The organism is Mycobacterium sp. NTMscope_MAC_269 (assembly GCF_976985695.1).
In genome coordinates this window covers 4652067-4672074 of sequence record NZ_OZ335668.1, presented here as the reverse complement: position 1 = coordinate 4672074, position 20008 = coordinate 4652067, and the positions used below count along the sequence as shown (strand labels likewise).

At 66.9% G+C, this 20008-nt stretch carries 17 protein-coding genes and 1 riboswitch; of the genes, 10 read left to right on the top strand and 7 right to left on the bottom strand.

Annotated elements, in window-relative coordinates; translation table 11 throughout:
* Nucleotides 1-25: 25 nt before the first annotated feature.
* The 4 genes from ACZ50Z_RS22130 to ACZ50Z_RS22115 all read right to left on the bottom strand — a co-directional run bounded on the left by ACZ50Z_RS22130 (nt 26) and on the right by ACZ50Z_RS22115 (nt 5494).
* Nucleotides 26-1546: a MutS-related protein gene (locus ACZ50Z_RS22130; RefSeq protein WP_464485475.1), complete on the bottom strand. Its 1521-nt coding sequence runs from the start codon at nt 1544-1546 to the stop codon at nt 26-28.
* Entirely contained in the window at nt 1543-3093 is a 1551-nt protein-coding gene (locus ACZ50Z_RS22125; RefSeq protein WP_464485474.1) for a MutS-related protein, read from the bottom strand. Before ACZ50Z_RS22125 ends, ACZ50Z_RS22130 begins: the two co-directional genes overlap by 4 nt.
* Before the next feature lie 21 nt (nt 3094-3114).
* Nucleotides 3115-3174: riboswitch (Fluoride riboswitch) on the bottom strand.
* A gap of 53 nt (nt 3175-3227) precedes the next feature.
* Complete coding sequence (locus ACZ50Z_RS22120; RefSeq protein ID WP_464485473.1) at nt 3228-4400, bottom strand: sulfotransferase family protein; 1173 nt, start codon at nt 4398-4400, stop codon at nt 3228-3230.
* Nucleotides 4400-5494, bottom strand: coding sequence for a DUF1214 domain-containing protein (locus tag ACZ50Z_RS22115; protein ID WP_464485472.1), 1095 nt, complete (start codon nt 5492-5494; stop codon nt 4400-4402). The genes ACZ50Z_RS22120 and ACZ50Z_RS22115 overlap by 1 nt, the downstream gene beginning before the upstream one ends.
* 62 nt (nt 5495-5556) lie before the next feature.
* On the opposite strand from ACZ50Z_RS22115, the gene ACZ50Z_RS22110 reads away from it, so the two are divergent.
* A complete protein-coding gene (locus tag ACZ50Z_RS22110) occupies nt 5557-6195 on the top strand; it encodes a TetR family transcriptional regulator (RefSeq protein WP_464485471.1) in 639 nt (212 codons plus the stop codon).
* Here ACZ50Z_RS22110 and ACZ50Z_RS22105 read toward each other — a convergent pair.
* Nucleotides 6182-6778, bottom strand: coding sequence for a TetR/AcrR family transcriptional regulator (locus ACZ50Z_RS22105; protein ID WP_464485470.1), 597 nt, complete (start codon nt 6776-6778; stop codon nt 6182-6184). The two genes, ACZ50Z_RS22110 and ACZ50Z_RS22105, sit on opposite strands and share 14 nt — an antisense overlap.
* A gap of 180 nt (nt 6779-6958) precedes the next feature.
* Between ACZ50Z_RS22105 and ACZ50Z_RS22100 the strand changes: the two genes are divergently transcribed.
* From ACZ50Z_RS22100 to ACZ50Z_RS22090, 3 genes are read left to right on the top strand one after another with little or no spacing between them, the layout of a single operon-like run.
* Nucleotides 6959-9184, top strand: a complete 2226-nt coding sequence (locus tag ACZ50Z_RS22100) for an acyl-CoA dehydrogenase (protein ID WP_464485469.1) — start codon at nt 6959-6961, stop codon at nt 9182-9184.
* A gap of 8 nt (nt 9185-9192) precedes the next feature.
* Entirely contained in the window at nt 9193-10401 is a 1209-nt protein-coding gene (locus ACZ50Z_RS22095; protein ID WP_464485468.1) for a thiolase family protein, read from the top strand.
* A gap of 6 nt (nt 10402-10407) precedes the next feature.
* Complete coding sequence (locus ACZ50Z_RS22090; protein ID WP_464485467.1) at nt 10408-10833, top strand: Zn-ribbon domain-containing OB-fold protein; 426 nt, start codon at nt 10408-10410, stop codon at nt 10831-10833.
* Between the two features lie 3 nt (nt 10834-10836).
* Here ACZ50Z_RS22090 and ACZ50Z_RS22085 read toward each other — a convergent pair whose 3' ends face one another.
* A complete protein-coding gene (locus ACZ50Z_RS22085) occupies nt 10837-11814 on the bottom strand; it encodes a LacI family DNA-binding transcriptional regulator (protein WP_464485466.1) in 978 nt (325 codons plus the stop codon).
* A gap of 300 nt (nt 11815-12114) precedes the next feature.
* On the opposite strand from ACZ50Z_RS22085, the gene ACZ50Z_RS22080 reads away from it, so the two are divergent.
* Genes ACZ50Z_RS22080 through ACZ50Z_RS22055 form a run of 6 tightly spaced genes read left to right on the top strand, consistent with a single transcriptional unit; the run spans nt 12115 to nt 18402 of the window.
* A complete protein-coding gene (locus ACZ50Z_RS22080; protein WP_464485465.1) occupies nt 12115-13464 on the top strand; it encodes an amidohydrolase family protein in 1350 nt (449 codons plus the stop codon).
* Nucleotides 13465-13466: 2 nt separating this feature from the next.
* Nucleotides 13467-15800 (top strand): CaiB/BaiF CoA-transferase family protein, encoded by a 2334-nt coding sequence (locus tag ACZ50Z_RS22075; RefSeq protein WP_464485464.1) that lies wholly within the window; start codon nt 13467-13469, stop codon nt 15798-15800.
* Between the two features lies 1 nt (nt 15801).
* Nucleotides 15802-16137, top strand: coding sequence for a hypothetical protein (locus tag ACZ50Z_RS22070; RefSeq protein WP_464485463.1), 336 nt, complete (start codon nt 15802-15804; stop codon nt 16135-16137).
* A gap of 26 nt (nt 16138-16163) precedes the next feature.
* Nucleotides 16164-17324 carry a thiolase family protein gene (locus ACZ50Z_RS22065; RefSeq protein ID WP_464485462.1) on the top strand — a complete coding sequence of 387 codons (1161 nt, stop codon included), beginning with the start codon at nt 16164-16166 and terminating at the stop codon, nt 17322-17324.
* Nucleotides 17321-17755 (top strand): Zn-ribbon domain-containing OB-fold protein, encoded by a 435-nt coding sequence (locus ACZ50Z_RS22060; RefSeq protein ID WP_464485461.1) that lies wholly within the window; start codon nt 17321-17323, stop codon nt 17753-17755. Before ACZ50Z_RS22065 ends, ACZ50Z_RS22060 begins: the two co-directional genes overlap by 4 nt.
* Nucleotides 17752-18402 (top strand): MarR family transcriptional regulator, encoded by a 651-nt coding sequence (locus ACZ50Z_RS22055; RefSeq protein WP_464485460.1) that lies wholly within the window; start codon nt 17752-17754, stop codon nt 18400-18402. Before ACZ50Z_RS22060 ends, ACZ50Z_RS22055 begins: the two co-directional genes overlap by 4 nt.
* Here ACZ50Z_RS22055 and fadD1 read toward each other — a convergent pair.
* On the bottom strand, nt 18341-19975 hold the full coding sequence (gene fadD1 / locus ACZ50Z_RS22050; protein WP_464485459.1) for a fatty-acid--CoA ligase FadD1: 1635 nt from the start codon (nt 19973-19975) through the stop codon (nt 18341-18343). The genes ACZ50Z_RS22055 and fadD1 overlap by 62 nt on opposite strands.
* Nucleotides 19976-20008: the final 33 nt, after the last annotated feature.

Below are 20008 nucleotides of genomic sequence, written 5' to 3'. Positions count from 1 at the left end.
GCTTGATCGGGCCTGTAAAGGCGCGCTATCGGCCGGCGGGGCCAGCAGCGGGGGCGGGTGCACCGAACACTCGGCGAAACGAGTCTTCAGCGTAGCTCGTCGGTTCGGGTGCGGCAGCGATCATTTGGAAGGTGCGCACCCCATCAGTGCGTCGTTCGGCACGTAAGAACCGGTATTGATCGCCACCACGCCGGTACAGCTCGCGCGCAAGGCTATACATGTGTGTCACATACACGACCGTGACGCCGCATTCGAGCATCGCGTCGATGATGCCGCGAGCGATTTCGGCGCCCTCGCGTTCATTGGTGGATGCAAACGATTCATTGCACAGCATCATCGACTGCGGCTGAATGAAGTCGGCGAGCCCGCTCATCCGCGCCAGTTCCTCATCAAACTTACCGTGCGTCATGGTGTCGTCCTCTTCACGCCTGAAGTGAGTGAAGACGCCGTGGGTGACATTGGCGCGCAGCGACTTCGCCATGACGAACATGCCGGCCTGCATCATTAGTTGTGCGGCACCCACACTGCGCAGGAAAGTCGACTTGCCGCCTTCGTTGGCACCCGTGACGACGATTAGCGAGCTGCCGTCGGCATCAACGTCATTACCTGACACGGGCTTTTCGGTGGCAAGGCATAGCCCGACATCGCGCAAATCACGGCATGTGAAGGTTCGCGTGCCGAGCGGTGTCGGCTCCGGGAAGCAGGTCGGCACGCCGACCCTGGCGAGCGCGTCGTAAAGGTTCATGCAGCCCAGATAGAAGGCGAGTTCGGTGCGCAACCGCCCGAAAAAGCCGCGTACGTGGTCGGCAGATTGGGTGACCGTGTTGGCAATGTCGTTGAGAGCCTTGCCGGCTATGTCGACGAGGGCATGCGAACCGGCTTCATCGTGTGGATCGACTTCGAACCCGTAGCCGGTGTGGTTGCCGGTGATTCTGTCCCGCCAGCCTCGCCGCGACGGCACATGAAGCGCGTGGCCGCATCCCTTATTCCCCGGGCCCAGCGCAGCCGAAAGCAAGGTCCCCCGTGGAAGATTCAGCTCGTCGAGGTGATCGGTGAGCTGTTGCAGGTAGTCGTCACTGAGCTGTTGGGCAATCATCGCCGTAAGCTGTCGCAACCCGGCGGAGTGGAATTTGCCGGCATGCTCGTCGCACAGTCTGCGCAATTGCTTGAGGTTGTCGACCAGGGGTGCAAGCAGCCGCACCGATCCGCTCAGTATTTGGCCTGGCTCGCGGAACACCAAACCGGACAGGAATACCTTGCGCCGCACCTCGTCGCCTTCGACGGCGATCGCGTACATCTCCTCGGCAGCTGCGCGATTCGCCATACAGTCGGCGAGGACCTGCTGGCGATACAGGATGATGTCTGGATCCGTCACGCTGAGCGCAACCACCTTCTTGGCAACGTCAAGCAGAAAAGCGTCGCCGTCTGCCATGGCGTTGTAGAGCCTCGTTAACTCCAGGTCGCCCTCGACGAGAAAGGCCACCGCGTTGGGCAGCCGCGGCGACAAGTCGATGTCGTGTTCGGGATGTAACAGCCGGACCCTCATTGACCGATCCTCCGCACCAGTACGTCGCGTGACAGACCGTATTTGTCTGCCAGTGCGGCTGCGTAAGCGCGACCGTCGGCCGGGCGGCGCGTGAATGTGAAGGCCCGCTTGGTCGGATCGTCGTGGTCGACTTCGCCCACCATGCTGACGCAGGCGCGATGCAGGCTTGCAAGCTCGTCGAGGAACGTGACATAGACGGCCACACAGCCGAGCGCGATGATCCGTTCGAGGACTTCGGCGCCGATCTGCAGGGAGTCATCGACGGTGGTGGACGCGAAGCTTTCGTTCATCACGATGACCGAGCCGGGGGTGGCCCGTGACAGGATGTCGTGGATCCGCACCAACTCGTTGTCGAGCTTGCCGTGTGTCGTGGCGAGGGTTTCCCGACGCTCGAAGTGCGTGTAGAGACCGTCTGGCAGCGTCATCATGGCCCGACTGGCCGGAACGGGGCAACCGAGTGCGGCCAGGTACGCCAGTTGACCGATGGTACGCGCCAAGGTGGTCTTGCCGCCCTGGTTGGGTCCGGTGATCACGAACACCCGTTCCGGCCCGTTCAATCGAAAGTCATTGCACACCAGAGCGTTACCATCTGTCATTGTCTTCCCCGCCAAGGCGAGGTCGAAGGCATCGTCGGCGTAGATTGAACCCGGGTCATCGGTGATGCGCGGATAGCTGAACCTCAGTCCGGCATCGGTAAAGCGACGGGTGAACGCCAAATAGGACAGATAAAAGCTCACCTCGTGATCGAACCGTGCGATGGTGGCATCGAGATAGGTTCGATACCGCGAGCAGAACGTGTCGAGTCGAGTGAACTGATCGTCATAGAGCTTGGCGACGCACTGCAGTATCTGCTCCTCCACGGGGTTCATGTCAGGGAAGTCCTTCATGCGCACGCGGTAATCCCCGGCAGATTCGGAGGCAAACCGCTCGAACGTCGCTGTGACGGCGCGGCTGTAATCGGGCCGGCCGTCGTATCGATCGACGTGCACCTTCAACCCATCGATGTGTACCGCGTAGCGAATACCGCGCAATTCGGTTTGCAGGTCGGCAATTTCGGTGACCAGTGCCCGAAATTGATCGCCGTTGACGTAGGACACGACATAGTCGGCAAATTCGCGTAGTCCGTGCGACGACGGGGCGGCCCGGCCCAATCCGTCATTCAGCGCCGCCACAGCATCGCAATACGCCTGGACCGCATAGACAAACCAACCCTGTCGTTGCAGCGGATGCCAAAGGCGTCCAACGCGATCCAGCTGCTGTCGCATGGTGCGCATGCCCGCGACAAATGCTTTTATCGGCGCACATACCTCGACACGATCTAAGTCTCGGAAGACTTCATGGCGGTACGTGACGGCCGAAGCCTCGCGCAAAGGGAGATAAAAGTAGCGATCGAGCTGTCCGTCGGCATTGCCTCGGACGACATCGCTGACAATCTGGTCCAGATGCAGATCCGCAAAGCACTCGGGTGCGCTGACCTGGTCGATATCGGCGCCGTCATCCGGATCGATGAACAGGATGCTTCTGAATAGGGACACCTTGCCGCTCACCTGCCTCAAACGCGCATGGTCTAACGAGTAGAAGCCATCAGCCGGGTGGCGGTCGAGGCGAGCTTCATCGCCTATGACGATGTTAGTGCCGCCGGGTGTCGGGCGCGAGCGTCAAGGGCAATCGAGCAGCGCGCTCACCGCAGCGGTTCGGTCGGCACCCCGTAGCGGTCCTGGTACGCGCTCACTCGCTCGCGGACCTCATTGCCGTCGAGTCCGGTGTCCGACCAGGTGTAGCGGCTGTGCCCGCCCTCGGACGGATGGGAGGCGAGGAACTCGCGCATCTTCTGTTCGGTGTCGGGCCGCAGCTCGCGGTCCAGCCGCTGGTAGATGTCTTTGATCGTGGTCCAGGGATCGGCCATGAAATCGGCGAACCGCACGTCGATGACCCGCCCCGCGGGCAGGGCGCCGCTGTCGCGCAACGCCATCTCGCGCTCCAGGCCGACGACGATCTCCTCGTAGGACTGGGCCGCACACTCGGCGATGCTGGATTCGTCGCTGCACATCCGGCGCAGGTGATGGGTGAGTGCGGTGATCGACGAGATGACGTTGACCGGATCGCGGTGCGTCTGCACGATCAGCGCGTCCGGGTATTCGGCCAGCAGCGCATCCAGCTGCCACAAATGCGCGGGCGACTTCAGCAACCACTGGCCGGGGACACCGGACTGCAAGTGTTGCAGGAAGATTCGGTGAAAGCGATACGCCCCCGCGTGGTCGGCCTCATACAGCAGCCAGCGGTAGTAGCCCGGCAGCCGATACTGCACCGAGAAGATCATGCTGACGAACTCCGCCGCGGTGATACGCACGCATTCCTGCCCCACCAGAGCGCCCATCGGATGAAATGCCAAGAAGCCGGGCATGATCTGTTCGGACATGTCGAGGCTTGCCTGACACTGGGCGATGCGCGGATCGTCGTGGTAGGTGTCGGGCTGCGGGACGGGGCAGGGCTCGTCGACCTCCCAGGTCAGTGGGGCGCGCAGCTCGGGATCCTGGGCGAGCAGGTCATAGAGGATCGTGGTCCCGGTGCGCGGCTGGCCGACGATGAAGATGGGCGCCGGGATATTCCGCTCGGCGATCTCGGGATGTTGCTTGCGCCAGGCGATTACGCCGAGCCGGTTTTTCAGGGCGCGCATGATGTCGAGGTGGGCGATCTCGACGCCGATGTCGGATAGCCGCGCGTCGTTGATCAATCCGTCGGTGACGCGGTGCAGCCCGGGGCGCCAGCCCTCAGCTCCGAAGTCGTCGCTGCCGACTTCCTCGCAGGCGGCGGCGATCAGCCGTTCGGGGGCGAATCGGTCCTGCAGTTTCATCACCGCTCCTGTCCTTGGCGCACCGATACCGTCACCTCGGGTGGGCTCGGGTTGTCCAGCCAGCGCAGGACGATGAAGCCGCGATGTCGGCCGCCGGTGTCGAGCCAATGGCCAAACCCGAAGTCCTCGGCGGAGATTGCGATCCGCACCCGCCCGTCGGAGTCGGGTCGCACACCGCGATTCGTCACCGAACTGTGCCGGCGGCGCGGCTCCAGGCATTCATGCCAGATGCTTTCCAGCGTGACGTTCCAGTACCGCGTATCGGGCGGCACGATGTCGAGAACGAGGGCCTGGCCGGGCTCGAGCCGGAAGGTTCCCATCATGTAGAGGTTGTCGGGCGTGGTGTCGGCCGCGCCCAGATCGGCGGCCTGGGCCGTCAACAGGGTGTTCGGGGTTTCCAGGAGTTCGGGCTTGATGGTGCGGTGCAGGGTCGTGAGCTTCATCAGCGACCACGCCATCGCGGTGAACTGATCGGCGAGGTCGTCGTCGGTCAGCGTCGTCAGCGGACCCGGGTCCAGCGCCTCGATGTGCAACGCGGCCAATTCCTCGCCGGCCCGGTCGCCGATGTACTCCCGCACGACCACCGCCGATGCGTCGGCCGGGATGTTCACCCACTGCGCGCCGGCCAGATCGGGCGGTTCGTCGGCGGAGAGCACGAGCGCGAAGTCGCCGGAGTTCAGTGCCAGGTCGGTGTCGCTGACGTAGCCCGCCATCCGCCGCGGGGTCAGCCCGGTGCCGGCCAGGATCTGAAAGCCGAGGTAGGCGCTGGTGCCGCGGGAACCGGTGATCCGGAAGCGGCGGTCCCCGCGGATCATCGCCAGGTAGTAGTTGCCGTCGGGGTTGGGACCGCCCACCATCCGGTTGTCCGAACACATATCGAAGAACGACGGCCGATCCGGGTCGGCCTCGACCGACATCTGCGCGCACAGCGCGGACACCCGCGCCACCACGCGCAGCCCTTCGGCGAGTTCGCGCTCGGATTCGGCGTCCTCGGTGACGATCTTGCTGACGTCGGTGAGCATCTGCTGGAAGAACTGCAAAGCGGCGCGCGCCTTCGGGGCGGCCTGGTCGGACGGATCACCGGTGTGAGACATTGTCTCATGCTAAGACTATGTCTTACAATTTTGGTGTCGATTCGAGAGATCGGGGCGGGGGCATGTCTCATACACCGGTTTCCGTGCCGGCTTCGGTGCCCGTGACGCCGCTGGCCGCGCGCAAGCGCGCCGCGATGCGGCAGCGCATCGCCGCCGCCGCCGCCGAACTGGTCGCCAGTCGGGGGCTGGTCGGGGCGACCGTGGACCGCATCGCCGACGCCGCCGATATCGGGCGGGCGACGTTCTTCCGCTACTTCAACTCCAAGGAAGACGCCGTGGCCGAGGGCATGAATGCCCACTGGCTGGACCGGATCACCGCCGCCCTCGCGGCGCAGCCGCCGCAGCTGAGCGCGATCGAGGCGGTCATCGGCGCGTTCGGCGAACTTGCCCGCGGTTTCGCGGAGATCGAGAACCAAGTCCGCGAATTAGCCACGCTGACAAGGTCTTCCGAGACCCTAGATGCGTGGACGCTGCACATCTATGTGCGCTATGAGGTGGCGATCGCCGAGCTCATCGCGCCGCGGATGCCCGGGTTGGCCGCGCACGATCCGCGGCCGCGCCTGATCGGCGCGCTGGCGATGGCGGCCGTGCGCATCGCCCTCGACGACTGGCTGAGCCACGGTGGCTCGTTGCCCGACCGGGTGAGCCAGGGACTGGCCGCGGTGTCGGTCGACAGTGCGGCGGCCGTCAGCCGCCGGTGAGCGCTCCCACGATGAGCCGCGTGGTCCGCTCCGCCCGCCGCCGGGAATAGGGCTGGGCGCCGGACAGGATCGGATACACCACGCCGCCCACGATGGCGTCCGCGGCCGATTCGGCGCTCGTCTCGTCGATGCCGTCGGCCACCAGCCGGGCGCGCACCCGTTCGTGCAGCGGCGCACTGAATCCGGCGCGCAGTTTGACGGCGGTGTCCTCGTGTTCCATGCACGCGACCGTCAGTGTTCGCAGCATGGCCGACCCCCGCGGCGTCGTCAGGCTGGCGAACAGCTTGCCCACCCAGCCGACTAGGTCGCCCTCCAGGCTGCCGCTGTGGTTGACCGACGAGAGAAGCTTGTCGGCGTCTTCCAGCATCACGTCGGCGACCAGGGCGGGACGGGTGGGCCACCAGCGGTAGATCGTCTGCTTGCCCACTCCGGCGCGGGCGGCGACCGCCTCGATCGACAGGCCGTCGAACCCCCGCTCGAGCAGGAGTTCGCGAGTCGCGGTGACGATCGCCGTGCGGGACTTCTCGCTGCGACGCCGGGGTGCGTTCGCCGGCGTGCCCACCTCGGTGAGATCGCTTGGCATCTGATGGTCCTCACTGCTGCGCTAGCCCGCTTTACATATCCTGACTACCCCCGGTAGTCTGCCACAAGACGAGACGGTCCGTCTTGTCACCGCGGTGATCGCAAGGGTGGCGAAGCCGCCATGGGAGTCGGAAGGGTAGCAGTCCGTGCGGCCAACGTCAGTCACTGTGCGGCCGCCCGCATGACCCTGGGACTGAGCCCGGAGCAACAAGAGCTGTGCGACGCCGTCGGGCAGTTCGCCGCCCGCAATGCCCCCATCGCCACGACCCGTGACCGCTTCGATGAGCTCGCGGCCGGTGGGCTTCCCGAATGGTGGGATGCCCTGGTTGCCAATGGGTTTCATGCCGTGCACCTGCCGGAGGACCTTGGCGGTCAGGGCGGACGGCTGATCGACGCCGCCTGTGTGCTGGAGTCGGCGGGCAAGTCGCTGTTGCCCGGTCCGCTGTTGCCGACGGTGGCCGCGGGTGCGGTCGCGTTGCTGGCCGATCCGACACCGAGCGTGCAATCGCTGGTGCGTGACCTCGCCGCCGGCATCACCGCCGCCGTCGTGCTTCCGGGCGACGGCGACCTGCACGCGCGGGCCGAGGATGGGCGATGGATCATCAGCGGCGCGTCGGAGGTCACGTCGGGCCTTTCCGCAGCGCGGAGGATCCTGGTCGGCGCGCAGACCCAGGACGGCGACGTCGTCTGGGTGCTGGTCGATACCCAAAAGTCCACGGTGACAGTCGAACCCGTGTCCGGCACCGACCTCGTGGCCGATGCCGGGATTCTGCGTCTCGGCGACTACACCGCAACGGACTCCGACGTGCTGACCGGGATCGACCCCGAGCGGGCACGGTGTGTGCTGTTGGGGCTCGTCGCCAGCACGATGAGCGGCATCGTCCAATGGTGCCTGCAGGCCGTCACCGCCCACCTGCGTAGCCGCGAACAATTCGGCAAGGTGATCGGCACCTTCCAGGCGTTGCAACACAGCGCGGCAATGCTGTTGGTCAACAGCGAGTTGGCGACCGCGGCGGCCTGGGACTCGGTGCGCGCCGTCGACGAATCACTCGATCAGCATCGGATGGCCGCCGCCGGCGCGGCCGTGATCGCGATCTCGCCCGCCCCGGATCTGGTGCTCGATGCGTTGACGATGCTCGGCGCCATCGGTTTCACCTGGGAACACGACGTGCACCTGTACTGGCGGCGGGCCATCAGCCTGGCGGGGTCGATCGGTCCGGCGAACCGCTGGGCGCGGCGGCTGGGGACGCTCACCTGCGCTCAGACGCGCGACATGTCGGTGAATCTCGGCGACGCGGAACCCGAATTCCGTTCCTGGGTGGCTGAGACGCTCGATGCGGCCCTGCAATTGCGCAACGACAAGCCCGCACCGAACGGGGATTATGAGCACCTCGCAACCGGACCGCAACGCACGTTGATCGCCGACGCCGGCCTCATGGCGCCGCACTGGCCGGCGCCGTGGGGCGTCGACGCGGATCCGTTGAAACAGCTCATCATCGACGAGGAGTTCGCCAAGCGACCCGCTCTGGTCCGGCCGTCGCTGAACATCGCCGAATGGATTCTGCCCTCGGTGTTGGCCGCAGCACCGAAAGACCTACAGGAGCGGCTGATCCCGGCGACACAACGGGGCGACATCCTGTGGTGCCAGCTGTTCAGCGAACCGGGCGCCGGCTCCGACCTCGCGTCGCTGGCCACCCGGGCGACCAAGGTCGACGGCGGCTGGCGGATCAACGGCCACAAGATCTGGACGTCGTTGGCCCAATACGCCGACCTGGGTGCGCTCCTCGCGCGCACCGACCCCGAGGCCAGCAAGCACCGCGGCATCGGCTATTTCATCCTCGATATGCGTTCCCCCGGGGTGGAGGTCCAGCCCATCAAGACGGCGACCGGCCAGGCGCACTTCAACGAGGTGTTCCTCAACGACGTCTTCGTTCCCGACGACATGCTGCTGGGCGGCCCGACCGATGGGTGGAGCCTGGCGATCGCCACGATGGCCGAAGAGCGTTCGGCCATCAGCGGATACGTCAAGTTCGACCGGGCCGTGGCGCTGCGCCGACTCGCCGCTCGATCCGGGCCCGACCGTGACGACGCGCTGCGTGAGCTCGGCGGGCTCGACGCCTACACCAACGCGATCAGGGCGCTCGGGGTGCGGGAAACCATTCGGCTGCTCGACGGGCAGGCGTCCGGCCCGGCGTCCAGTATCGCCAAGGTCGCGATGAATGTGCTGCTGCGGCGCACCTTCCAGGCCACGCTGCAGCTGACAGGGCAGGTCGCGATGGTCGACGACCCAGAAGCCGCGGTCGTGGAGCCCTATCTGCATCTGCCGGCCGAGCTGATCGGCGGGGGTACCCGGGAGATTCAGCTCAACATCATCGCGCAGATGATCCTCGGATTACCCCGAAAGTAGGACAGCTCATGGGATTACGTGGCGAAGCCGCGATCGTCGGGTACGTCGAACTTCCGCCCGAACGCATGACCAAGGCGTCGCCAGCCCCGTTCGCCGTCGAGCAATGGGCGGAACTGGGCGCCGCCGCGCTTGCCGATGCGGGGCTGCCCTTCGAGGTTGTCGACGGCATCGTGGCGTCACACCTGGCCGAGTCGGAGATCTTCGTCCCCTCCACCATCGCCGAATACCTCGGAGTGGGAGCGAGATTCGCCGAACACGTGGACCTGGGCGGAGCCAGCGCCGCGGCCATGGTGTGGCGGGCCGCCGCCGCCGTCGAACTAGGCATCTGCGACGCCGTGTTGTGCGCGCTGCCCGCCCGGTACATCACCCCGATGTCACCGAAAAAGCCCAGATCGCTGGGCGACGCGTTGTATTTCGGGTCCTCGAGCAACCAATACGGCTCTCCCCAGGCCGAATTCGAGATCCCCTACGGAAACCTCGGCCAGAACGGCCCGTACGGCCAGGTGGCACAACGCTATGCGGCGATTTATGGCTATGACGAGCGGGCGATGGCCAAGATCGTCGTGGACCAGCGCACCAACGCCAACCACACCGACGGCGCGATCTGGAAGGACAAGCCGCTGACCGTCGAAGACGTCCTGGCCAGCCCGGTCATCGCCGACCCGCTACACATGCTGGAGATCGTCATGCCGTGCGTGGGGGGCGCCGCCGTCGTGGTCGCCAACGCCGACCTCGCCAAGCGCTCACGCAATCGGCCCGTGTGGATCAAGGGGTTCGGCGAACACGTGCCGTTCAAGACGCCGACCTACGCCGAGGATCTACTGTGCACCCCGATCGCCGCGGCCGCCGACACGGCGTTCGCCATGACCGATCTGACGCGCGACCAGATGGACATGGTCTCGATCTACGACTGCTACACCATCACCGTGCTGCTCTCCCTCGAAGACGCGGGCTTCTGCGAGAAGGGCAAGGGGATGGAGTTCGTCGCCGGCCATGACCTCACCTTCCGCGGCGATTTCCCGCTCAATACCGCCGGCGGCCAATTGGGCTTCGGCCAAGCGGGTTTGGCCGGCGGCATGCACCACGTCTGCGACGCGACCCGCCAGATCATGGGACGCGCCGGGTCGGCGCAGGTCGAGCACTGTCACCGCGCGTTCGTGTCCGGCAACGGCGGGATCCTGTCCGAGCAGACCACGCTCATCCTCGAGGGAGACTGATCACCCATGACCACCTTCGAGCGGCCGATGCCCGTCAAAACTCCGACCAGCGCACCGTTTTGGGAGGCGCTCGCCGAGCATCGCATCGTCATCCAGTATTCGCCGTCACTGCAGGCGTATGTGTTCTATCCCCGGGTGCGCGCGCCGCGCACTCTGGCCGACGACCTGGAATGGCGCGAGATCTCCGGGATGGGAACGCTGTACTCCTACACGGTCGCCCACCGGCCGGTCAGCCCACACTTCGCCGACGCCGTGCCCCAGCTGCTCGCCATCGTCGAATGGGACGAGGGCCCAAGGTTTTCCACCGAGATGGTCTTACCTGGTGACCGGGCCGACCCGGCCCGCCTCCAGGTGGGGATGCGGGTGAAGCCGGTGTTCTGCGACTACCCGGAGCACGACGTCACGCTGCTGCGTTACGAGCCCGCCGACTGACGCTCAGGTCGACGACCGCACCACCAGGTGGGCGATATCCGTCAACTCGGGAGAGGGCGGGGCGGGTTGCCCCAGCCGCTCGAAGACGGCGGCGAGGGCGGCGTCGGCGACCGCGCTCGGATCGAATTGGACGGTGGTCAGCGGTGGCGTGCTGACCATGCCCATGGGGCTGGCGTCGACGCCCATCACCGCGAGGTCGCCGGGACAGCGCAGCCGCGCTTGATGGATGCCGTAGAGGACGAGGCAAGCGATCTCGTCGCTTTGGGCGCAGACGGCGGTCACCCCGTCGCCCACCCATGCGGTGACCACATCGGCCGCATTGTCGAGCGTGACCTGGTCGACGCGCACGGGCGGGAGGCCGCGTGATTGCGCGGCCCGCGAGACGCCTTCGAACCAGTAGTCACCCAGCGGCTTCCACCGGTCGATCCCGGTGTAGGCGAAGGCGATTCGCCGATGGCCGCGCTCGACGAGGTGCGCGACGCGCATCTCGCCGACCGAAATGTGGGGGCTGTTGAGTGCGGGCAGTGTCCCGATCTCGATGTGCGGGATGCCGGTCTTGCCCACCGCTTCGCGGGCGGCCGCGCTCAGCGGGAACAGGCTGGTGATCGCGACCGGGTCCAGGTTCTCGATCGCGTCGACGACATGATGATCGTCATCGGTCTCGAAAATCTGTACCTGAAGCAGACCTTGGCGTGCCAGCGCGGTGGTCATGCGACTGCCGGCCTGCATGGGCATCTCGCCCACGGCCACGTGCGGCACCACGTAGAGCACCACACCGCTTTTGCCGCGCGCGAGATTGCGGGCGGCGAGGTTGGGCCGGTAACCCAGCAGTTTGGCGGCCCGGTAGACGGCGTCGCGGGTTTCCGGGGAGATCCGCCGGCCCTGGGCGTTGTTCAGCACGTAGCTGACCGTGGCGGTGGACACGCTCGCCAACCGGGCCACGTCCGCGGTCGTCGGACGCGCCGCCTTGTTGCTGCTCAACTTCCGTTACCTTCCGGGCCCGGGCATGCCCCATCGTGGCACGCGAGCCCCATCCACACCGCAGGATGCCGTGCGGCGTGACCCCGGTGGAGCCGATCTCCACGGACTATTAGTCCACAATTGGCATGGCGCCGCGAAGGCCCACGGTCCCCAGCGACCAGGCAGGGCAGCGCGCGTGTGCCGTTGCTTCGTCGGGAAAGCGGATCATCGTCCGCACAGCGCCCTACTCGGCCACGCCGTTGACACTGTGACGAACACCATTGTCTACTAGTCACTGTAAATTGACCGAGGAGCGCGGGCATGAACAAGGACGATCTGATCCTGATCAGCGTGGATGACCACATCGCCGAGCCCGCCGACATGTTCGACGCCCACGTCCCCGCCAAGTACAGGGACCGTGCCCCGCGGGTGGTTCTCGAGCCCGACGGCATCCAGCAGTGGTATTACGGCGAGGTCCGCGGCCGAAACATGGGTCTGAACGCCGTGGCCGGCAAGCCCCGCGAGATGTACAACATCGACGCCTCGCGCTACGACGAGATGCGGCCGGGCTGCTTCAACGTCGACGAGCGGGTCCGCGACATGAACGCCGGCGGCCAGTTGGCCGGGTTGAACTTTCCGAACTTCACCGGCTTTTCCGGCCAGGTGCTCAATCAGGGCCCCGACCGCGAGGTCAACTTGGTGATGATCAAGGCCTACAACGACTGGCACGTCGACGAATGGTGCGGGGCGTACCCGGGCCGGTTCATCCCCTGCGGCATCCTGCCGCTGTTCGATGTGGCCGAGGCCGCCAAGGAAGTCAAACGCCTGGCCGACAAGGGTTGTCACGCGGTCACCTTCTCGGAGAATCCGGAAGCGTTGCAGATGCCCAGTATTCACACCAAGTACTGGTACCCGCTGTTCGAGGCCGCGTGCGAGAACAAAACCGTGCTGTGCACCCACGTCGGCTCCGCCTCGCGCTCCCCGCAGGTGTCGACGGACGCGCCGCCCAGCGTGCAGATGACGGCGTCGTCGATGATGAGCATGTTCACGTTCACCGAACTGATCTGGGCCGAGTTCTGGGCGGATTTCCCGCAATTGAAGTTCTCGCTCACCGAGGGCGACGTCGGCTGGATACCGTACTTCCTGTGGCGCGCCGAGCACGTGTACAACCGCCACTCCGGGTGGACGCTGGCGACGTTCCCACCCGGCTACAGTGGTCCCACCGATGTGTTCAAGCGGCATTTCTACACGTGCTTCATCAGCGACAAGGTCGGCGTACAGAACATGGATTGGTTCAACGAGGACATGCTGTGCTGGGAGTCCGATTTCCCGCACTCCGATAGCAACTGGCCGTTCGCGCCGGAGGACATCATCGCCACCATGGGCCATCTCGACGACGCGGTGATCAATAAGATCACCCACGAAAATGCCATGGCCGCATACTCCTTCGACCCCTTCCGGCATATCCCGAAGGAGCAGGCGCGGGCGGGGCGGCTGCGCGCGCAGGCCACCGATGTCGACGTCGTCACCCACGTCGGCCGCCAGGCCAGCCAACGCGACCGGGATGCGTGGACCCGGATGACGCAGTTCGCCCTGCAGGCCGGGGCCACCGCGCCCGTGACGGCGGAGGTGGCCGGCATCGCCGGGCGCGCCACCACCCTGGGCAACTGAACGTGGCGGGTGTGGCACCGTTCGCGGATTGGCGCGTGCTGGAGTTGTGCAACGGACTGGCGGTCTCCTACTGCGGCAAGATGTTTGCCGACGCCGGCGCCGAAGTCGTAAAAATCGAAATGCCACAGGGTGATTCGCTGCGTGGCTGGTCAGCGGGCGGGCCGCCCGGAGCATTGTTCGGATACCTTGCCGCGGGCAAGAAGTCGGTGATCAATCGCGGCCAGGCCGAGGTCACGTCGCTGCTGGCCGGCGCCGACCTCGTGCTCACCGACCTGACCGACGGATGGACGCTCGAGGGCATCACCGCGCACACCGCCGCGGCGGCGGTGGTGGTGGCCGTGACACCGTTCGGCACGACCGGGCCCTACGCCGAAAACCAGGTGGTGGCCAACGAATTCATCCTGCAGGCGTTGTGCGGATCGATCGCCGGGCGGGGTTGGCCGGATGACGAACCGGTCCAAGCCGGCGGGCGGCTCGGCGAATGGCTGGTGGGCACATTCGCCGCGGCGGCCGCGGCGGCCACGGTCCGGCACGCCGCCCGCAGCGGCGCGGGACAGGTCATCGACGTTTCGACGTACGAGGCCATGGTGATCGCCATGGGCGGCCTGTCCGCGATGTCGGCCAGCGTGCTGGGCGCCGATTCGCTGCTGCACGAACGCAGCCTGGAACTGCCGTCGATCGTTCCCACCGCCGACGGCATGGTCGGCTTCTGCACCATCACCGCGCAGCAGTTCCAAGATTTCCTGGTGATGATCGACCGCGCCGATCTCGTCGACGACGCCGAGCTGGCGTCCTTTGTTGGGCGGGTCGAGCGCCGCGACGAGTTCCTGGACATGGTCACCGCGTGGACCCGGAGCCGAACCACCCAGGAGATCGTCGACCTCGCGGTCGCGTACCGGATCCCGGTGGCCCCCATCGCGTCTCCCGAGATGCTGCCCAAAGTGGACCACTTCGTGGAACGCGGCGTGTTCGTCGAATCCCGGGCCGGGGTGCTGGCACCGCGGGTGCCGTATCGCAGCGAGGCGATAGCGACCAAGGCGCCGGGGCAGCCACCGGCACTCGGCGCCGACAACGGACGGCTGCGCTGGCCGGCGCGACCCGCGCCACCCCGCAGCGCCGACGCCGACGCGCTTCCGCTGGCCGACGTGCGGATCACCGACTTCACCGCGTTCTGGGCGGGCCCGGTCGCCACGCAACTGCTCGGCGCCCTGGGCGCCGACGTGATCAAGGTCGAGGGAGTCCGCCGGCCCGACGGCATGCGGTTCTCCGCGGGCCGCCCGCCCGATTGGGATCAGTGGTGGGAGTGGGGACCGGTCTTCCTGTGCAGCAACAACAACAAGCGCGGGGTCAGCGTCGATCTGGGCACCGATGCCGGGCGATCCGTCGCGCTCGAGCTCATCGCCGTCAGCGATCTGGTCATCGAGAACTTCTCGCCCCGGGTGATGGCGAACTTCGGCCTGGAATGGGACGCGGTCCGTGCGGCCAACCCGCAGGCCATCATGGTGCGGATGCCCGCCTTCGGCCTCGATGGCCCGTGGCGTGATCGGGTCGGGTTCGCGCAGACGATGGAGCAGGCAACCGGCATGGCGTGGATGACCGGCCATGCCGACGGTCCGCCGGTGATTCCGCGGGGCGTGTGCGACCCGATCGCCGGCCTGCACGCCGCCTTCGCCGCCGTGGCGGCGCTTGCGATCCGCGACCGCGAGGGCGCCGGGATGCAGGTCGAATCGACCATGGTCGAAGCCGCGCTCAACGTGGCGGCCGAAATGCTGGTCGAGTACTCGCGCAACGGAATCGCCCTGCGGCGCAACGGCAACCGCGGTCCGGGCGCGGCGCCCCAGGGCGTGTACCGCTGCCGCGGCGACGACGAATGGGTCGCGCTCGCCGCGATGGACGCCGCCGCCCGCACCTCGCTCGCCGTGCTCCTCAACCAACCGGATCTGCCCGAAACCGGCTGGGACGAGCGGGCCGACGACATCGACAAACTGATCTCCGCCTGGGCCGCGACGCGCCCGGTGACCGACGCGGTCGACGCGCTGCGCGCCGCCGGGGTGGCCGCCGCGCGCGTCACCCCGGCCGCGGTGCTGCTGACCGATCCGCACCTGCGCGCCCGCGGCTTCTGGGAGACGGTCGACCATCCCGTCGCGGGCTCTTTCCTGTGCACCGGAATGCCTTTCACCTTCCTCGGGCGGCCGAGGCGCTGGATTCGGCGGGTGCCGCCGCTCTACGGACAACACACCGAGGAGGTGCTCACCGGGATCCTCGGTCACAGCGAAGAGGACCTGGCCGACTTGCGGCGGTCGGGCACCATCAGCGACCGGCCGGCCGGCCTGTGACATGGCCGTCAGCCTGTGCGTTCCGCCCCGCCCGGGGGAACTGTGCGCGCCGGTGCGCTTCTTGGTGCGCCAGGATTCCGTGGTGATGGAACTGACCGCCCGCCACCGCATCACCAGCGTCGAATGGGACGAGGACGAACACGCGGTGGCGATGGTCGTCGAGATCACCGACCCGCAGACTGCGCGACCGGTGGACGTGCGGATCGATGTCGTGGACGAGGCGGCCGCCGCCGGGCGCGGCGCCGCACCCGCCACCACGATCGGCACCATTACCCGCGGCGGGAGGCGATACGAGGTCAGGGGCACCTACCTGGGTGTCGTCGCGGACGAAAATTGAAGGGCGGTAATAGGAATGGGGTATCGGTGAGCGCGACGAAGCGCACCGCGGCGATTGTCGGGGTGCACAATACCCGGCAGGGGCGGCGGCTGGACGGCGAGACGTCGCGGGGCCTGGCGATCAAGGCGATCCTGGGCGCGCTCGACGACGCCGGCCTGAGCCTCGACGACGTCGACGGCATCAGCGCGAGCCCGCAGTCGACCTCGTTGATCTATGACCTGCGGATCGGCCCGGCCTGGCAGGGCCTGGCGTTCGGGGTCGGCATGATCACCGAGGCCGTCACCGCGATCGAGCACGGCATGGCCGACGTGGTGGTGCTGGTCGCGGCGCAGGCCGGTGAATACCGCGACCACGAGGCCACAGCGCCGTGGACCCGGCCCGAGAACGAATTCGTCGCGCCCTGGGGCATGTTCACCACCGCCGAATTCGCGCTCATCGCGCGGCGGCACATGCATGTCTACGGCACGACGCGCGAACAACTTTCGATCGTCGCGGCGACCATCCGCAACAACGGATCCCGCAACCCCGAGGCCATCTACTACCAACGCGGCCCCTTCGCCCCCGACGACATCACCGCGTCGCGCCCCATCGCCGACCCGTTCCACCTTTTGGACTGCGCGACCACCTCCGAAGGCGGGTGCGCGCTCGTCGTGGCCAACCTCGACGCCATCGACGTCAAGAGTCAACCCATCTACATTTTGGGCAGCGGCGCGGACTTTCACGGCCCCTCCTATCAGCACCCGCCGGCGTACGACCTTGCCGGGCGGCGCGGCGATCATGTGAACGGTGTGGTGGGCCGGCGCGCGGCTGAGCGCGCCTTCAGTCACGCCGGGCTGCGCCGCGATGACGTCGACGTGCTGGAACTGTACGACCCGTTCTCCTTCGAAATCATCCGCCAGCTCGAGGCGTTCGGTTTCTGCGGCGACGGCGAGGGCGGGCCGTTCGTCGCCGATGGCCACATCGCCATCGACGGCAGCCATCCGATCACCACCGACGGGGGAACCATGTCGTTCAGCCACGCGGGCTCCAACCCGCAGATGATGCAACGCGCGATCCGGGCGGTCGAGCAGTTGCGCGGCCAGGCCGGTGATCTTCAAGTCCCCGATGCGCATATCGCGTTGTGCAGCAACGGGGGAGCGGGGGCCCTGTTCACGACGGTGCTGATTCTGGGAGACGAACCACGGTGACCTCTGATCCATTGCGACCCCAAACCGGGCCCGTCCCGCACGCGAGCAGCCATGTCAGCACGCCCTTCTGGGAGGGCTGCCGGTCAGCGCAACTGCGCTATCAGCGCTGCGAGGCGTGCGGCCTGGCGAACTTCCCCCCGACCGAGCATTGCCGCCAATGCCTTTCAGACGACGTCGACTGGCGCGAGGGCGGCGGTCGCGGCGAGATCTACAGCTGGACGGTCGTTTATCGGCCGGTGACAGCGGAGTTCCAACCGCCGTATGCGCCGGCGATCGTCACGCTCGACGAGGGTTATCAGATGCTGACCAACATCGTCGGCGTGCCGCCGGAGGACATCGAGGTCGGCCTGCGCGTGCGGGTCCAATTCCACGGCGTCGGCCCCGACGTGGCCCTTCCGTACTTCACCGCGGAAGGAACGGACAGTTCGTGAGTCCTCGCACCAGCAATGGACTTCCGGTCACCGCCTACCTGGTCCTGGGCGTGCTGGCGGCCAACGACGAGCAACTCACCGCCGGTGAGATCAAGATGCGCGCCGAACTGTCGGTCGGCCACTTCTACTGGTCCCCGTCGGTCAGCCACGTGCGGCGCGAACTGACCCGGCTGCTGGCCCGGGGAATGGTCAGCGAGACCGGCGCCCAATCCGGCAAGCGCGCCATCACCCTGTACGAGACCACCGAGGCCGGGATCGACGCGCTGCGCCGCTGGGTGCAGCATTTCCCCGGGCAGGACCAGGTGGTGATCAAACACCCCGTCATCCTCAAGACCTGGCTGGCCCGCGGCGAGGATCCCGAACGCATCCTGGACACCCTGGACCGCCATCTCGACGCGACCCGGGCCCGGCTCGACGAGGCGCTGTGGTCGCGGCAGCGTTCCCACGAGCTCGGCATCACCGAGGACCCAGACCAGCGGTACTCGTTCGCCGTTCTGGACTACGCGATCCGGGGCCTGTACGCGGAAATCTCCAACATCTCCCAGCTGCGCGACGAGATCGCCGCCGGCACCAGCCGCGATCCCGTCAGACGGGTGCGACGCTCGAAGGGGCAGATCCGCCGCAGGGCACCGCGGAGCCCGGCTTAGCGGCGTAGGCCGTCCCGCGGGATTCACGCTCCCACAACACTTCTCCCTCGCCGATCGCGGTGCCCTCGGCGATCAACTGGCGCTTGAGCACTTTGTGGGTGGCGGTGCTGGGCAGGTCGGCCGCGATGCGCACATAGCGTGGCCGGGCCTTGGGGGACAGGTCGGGCTGTGCGTCCAGGAAAGCTTCGAATTCGTCGGGCGTCAGCGCCTGGCCGTCGTTGAACACGATGGCCGCCATCACCTGATCCCCGACGTGGCCGTCGGCGACGGCGTAGATCGCGGCCCGGTTGATCGCGCTGTGCCGCAACAGGATCCGCTCGATCGGAGCGGCGGCCAGGTTTTCTCCGTCGACCCGCATCCAGTCGGCGGTGCGGCCGGCCAGGTAGATCCAGCCGTCGGCGTCGCGGTAGGCAAGGTCGCCGGACCAGTACATGCCGTGGCGCATGCGCTCGGCATTGGCGTCCGGGTCGTTGTAGTAGCCGGTGAAGAAACCCGTGCCCGCCGTGTTCACCAGCTCGCCCACCGCGTCGTCGGCGTTGACGAGCGCGCCGTCGGCGTCGAACCGGGCGACCGCGCATTCGGTGACGGTGTCGCTGTTGTAGATGGCCACCCCGTCGGCGCCCCGGCCGATCGAGCCCTTCGGTGTGCCGGGTTCGCGAATCACGATGACGGCGTTCTCGGTCGACCCGAAGCCGTCCTCGACCTGCACGCCGAAGCGGCGCCCGAACTCCTCGATGTCCTTGTCGTTGGCCTCGTTGCCGAACGCCACCCGCAGCGGATTGTCGGCGTCGTCCTCGCGTTCGGCGGTGGCCAGGATGTAGGCCAGCGGTTTGCCGACGTAGTTCATGTAGGTGGCGCCGTGGCGGCGGATGTCGTCGAGGAAGTTGCTCGCCGAGAATTTCGCCGGCACAATCGCGGCGCCCGAGCACACCGCGGGTGCCCATCCCGCGACCACCGCGTTGGAGTGAAAAAGCGGCATCGACACGTAACAGGTGTCTTGGTCGGTGAGCGTGAAGCGCTCGGCCAGGCTGAGTCCGGCGACAGTCGCCATGAGGTGAGATACCTGCACGGCCTTGGGATTTCCGCTCGTTCCCGACGTGAAGATCATCATGAAGGCATCCATCGCGGTGACCTCCCGATGAGGGGTCAGCTCTCCGGCGCCGTCGACGAACTCGGCCCAATGCGGCGTCGAGGTGTCGAGGATTCGCGTGTCCGGCAGGTCGAGCCCATCCAGCAACGGCCGGTGTTCGGCGTCGGTCACCACGAACTGACAGTCGGCGCGGCGAACATCGGCGGCCAGCGCCTCACCGCGCCGGGTGGTGTTCAGGCCGCAGAGCACATACCCGCCGAGCCCCGCCGCGGCCATCTGGCTCAGCATCTCGGGGGTGTTTCCCAGCAGGGCGCCGATGTGCATCGGCCGTCCCGGGTCGGCGGCGGCCAAAAGGGCAGCGGCCCGCGCCGTCGATCCCTCCAGGTAGCGACGCCAACTCCATTGCACATCATCGTATTTCACCGCGACAGACGGATCGGATAGGCGCTTGCGCAGCAGCGCTTGAATCGTGTCGTCAGCCATCGGTCCGATTCACCCTCACTATGCCTGTCCTAC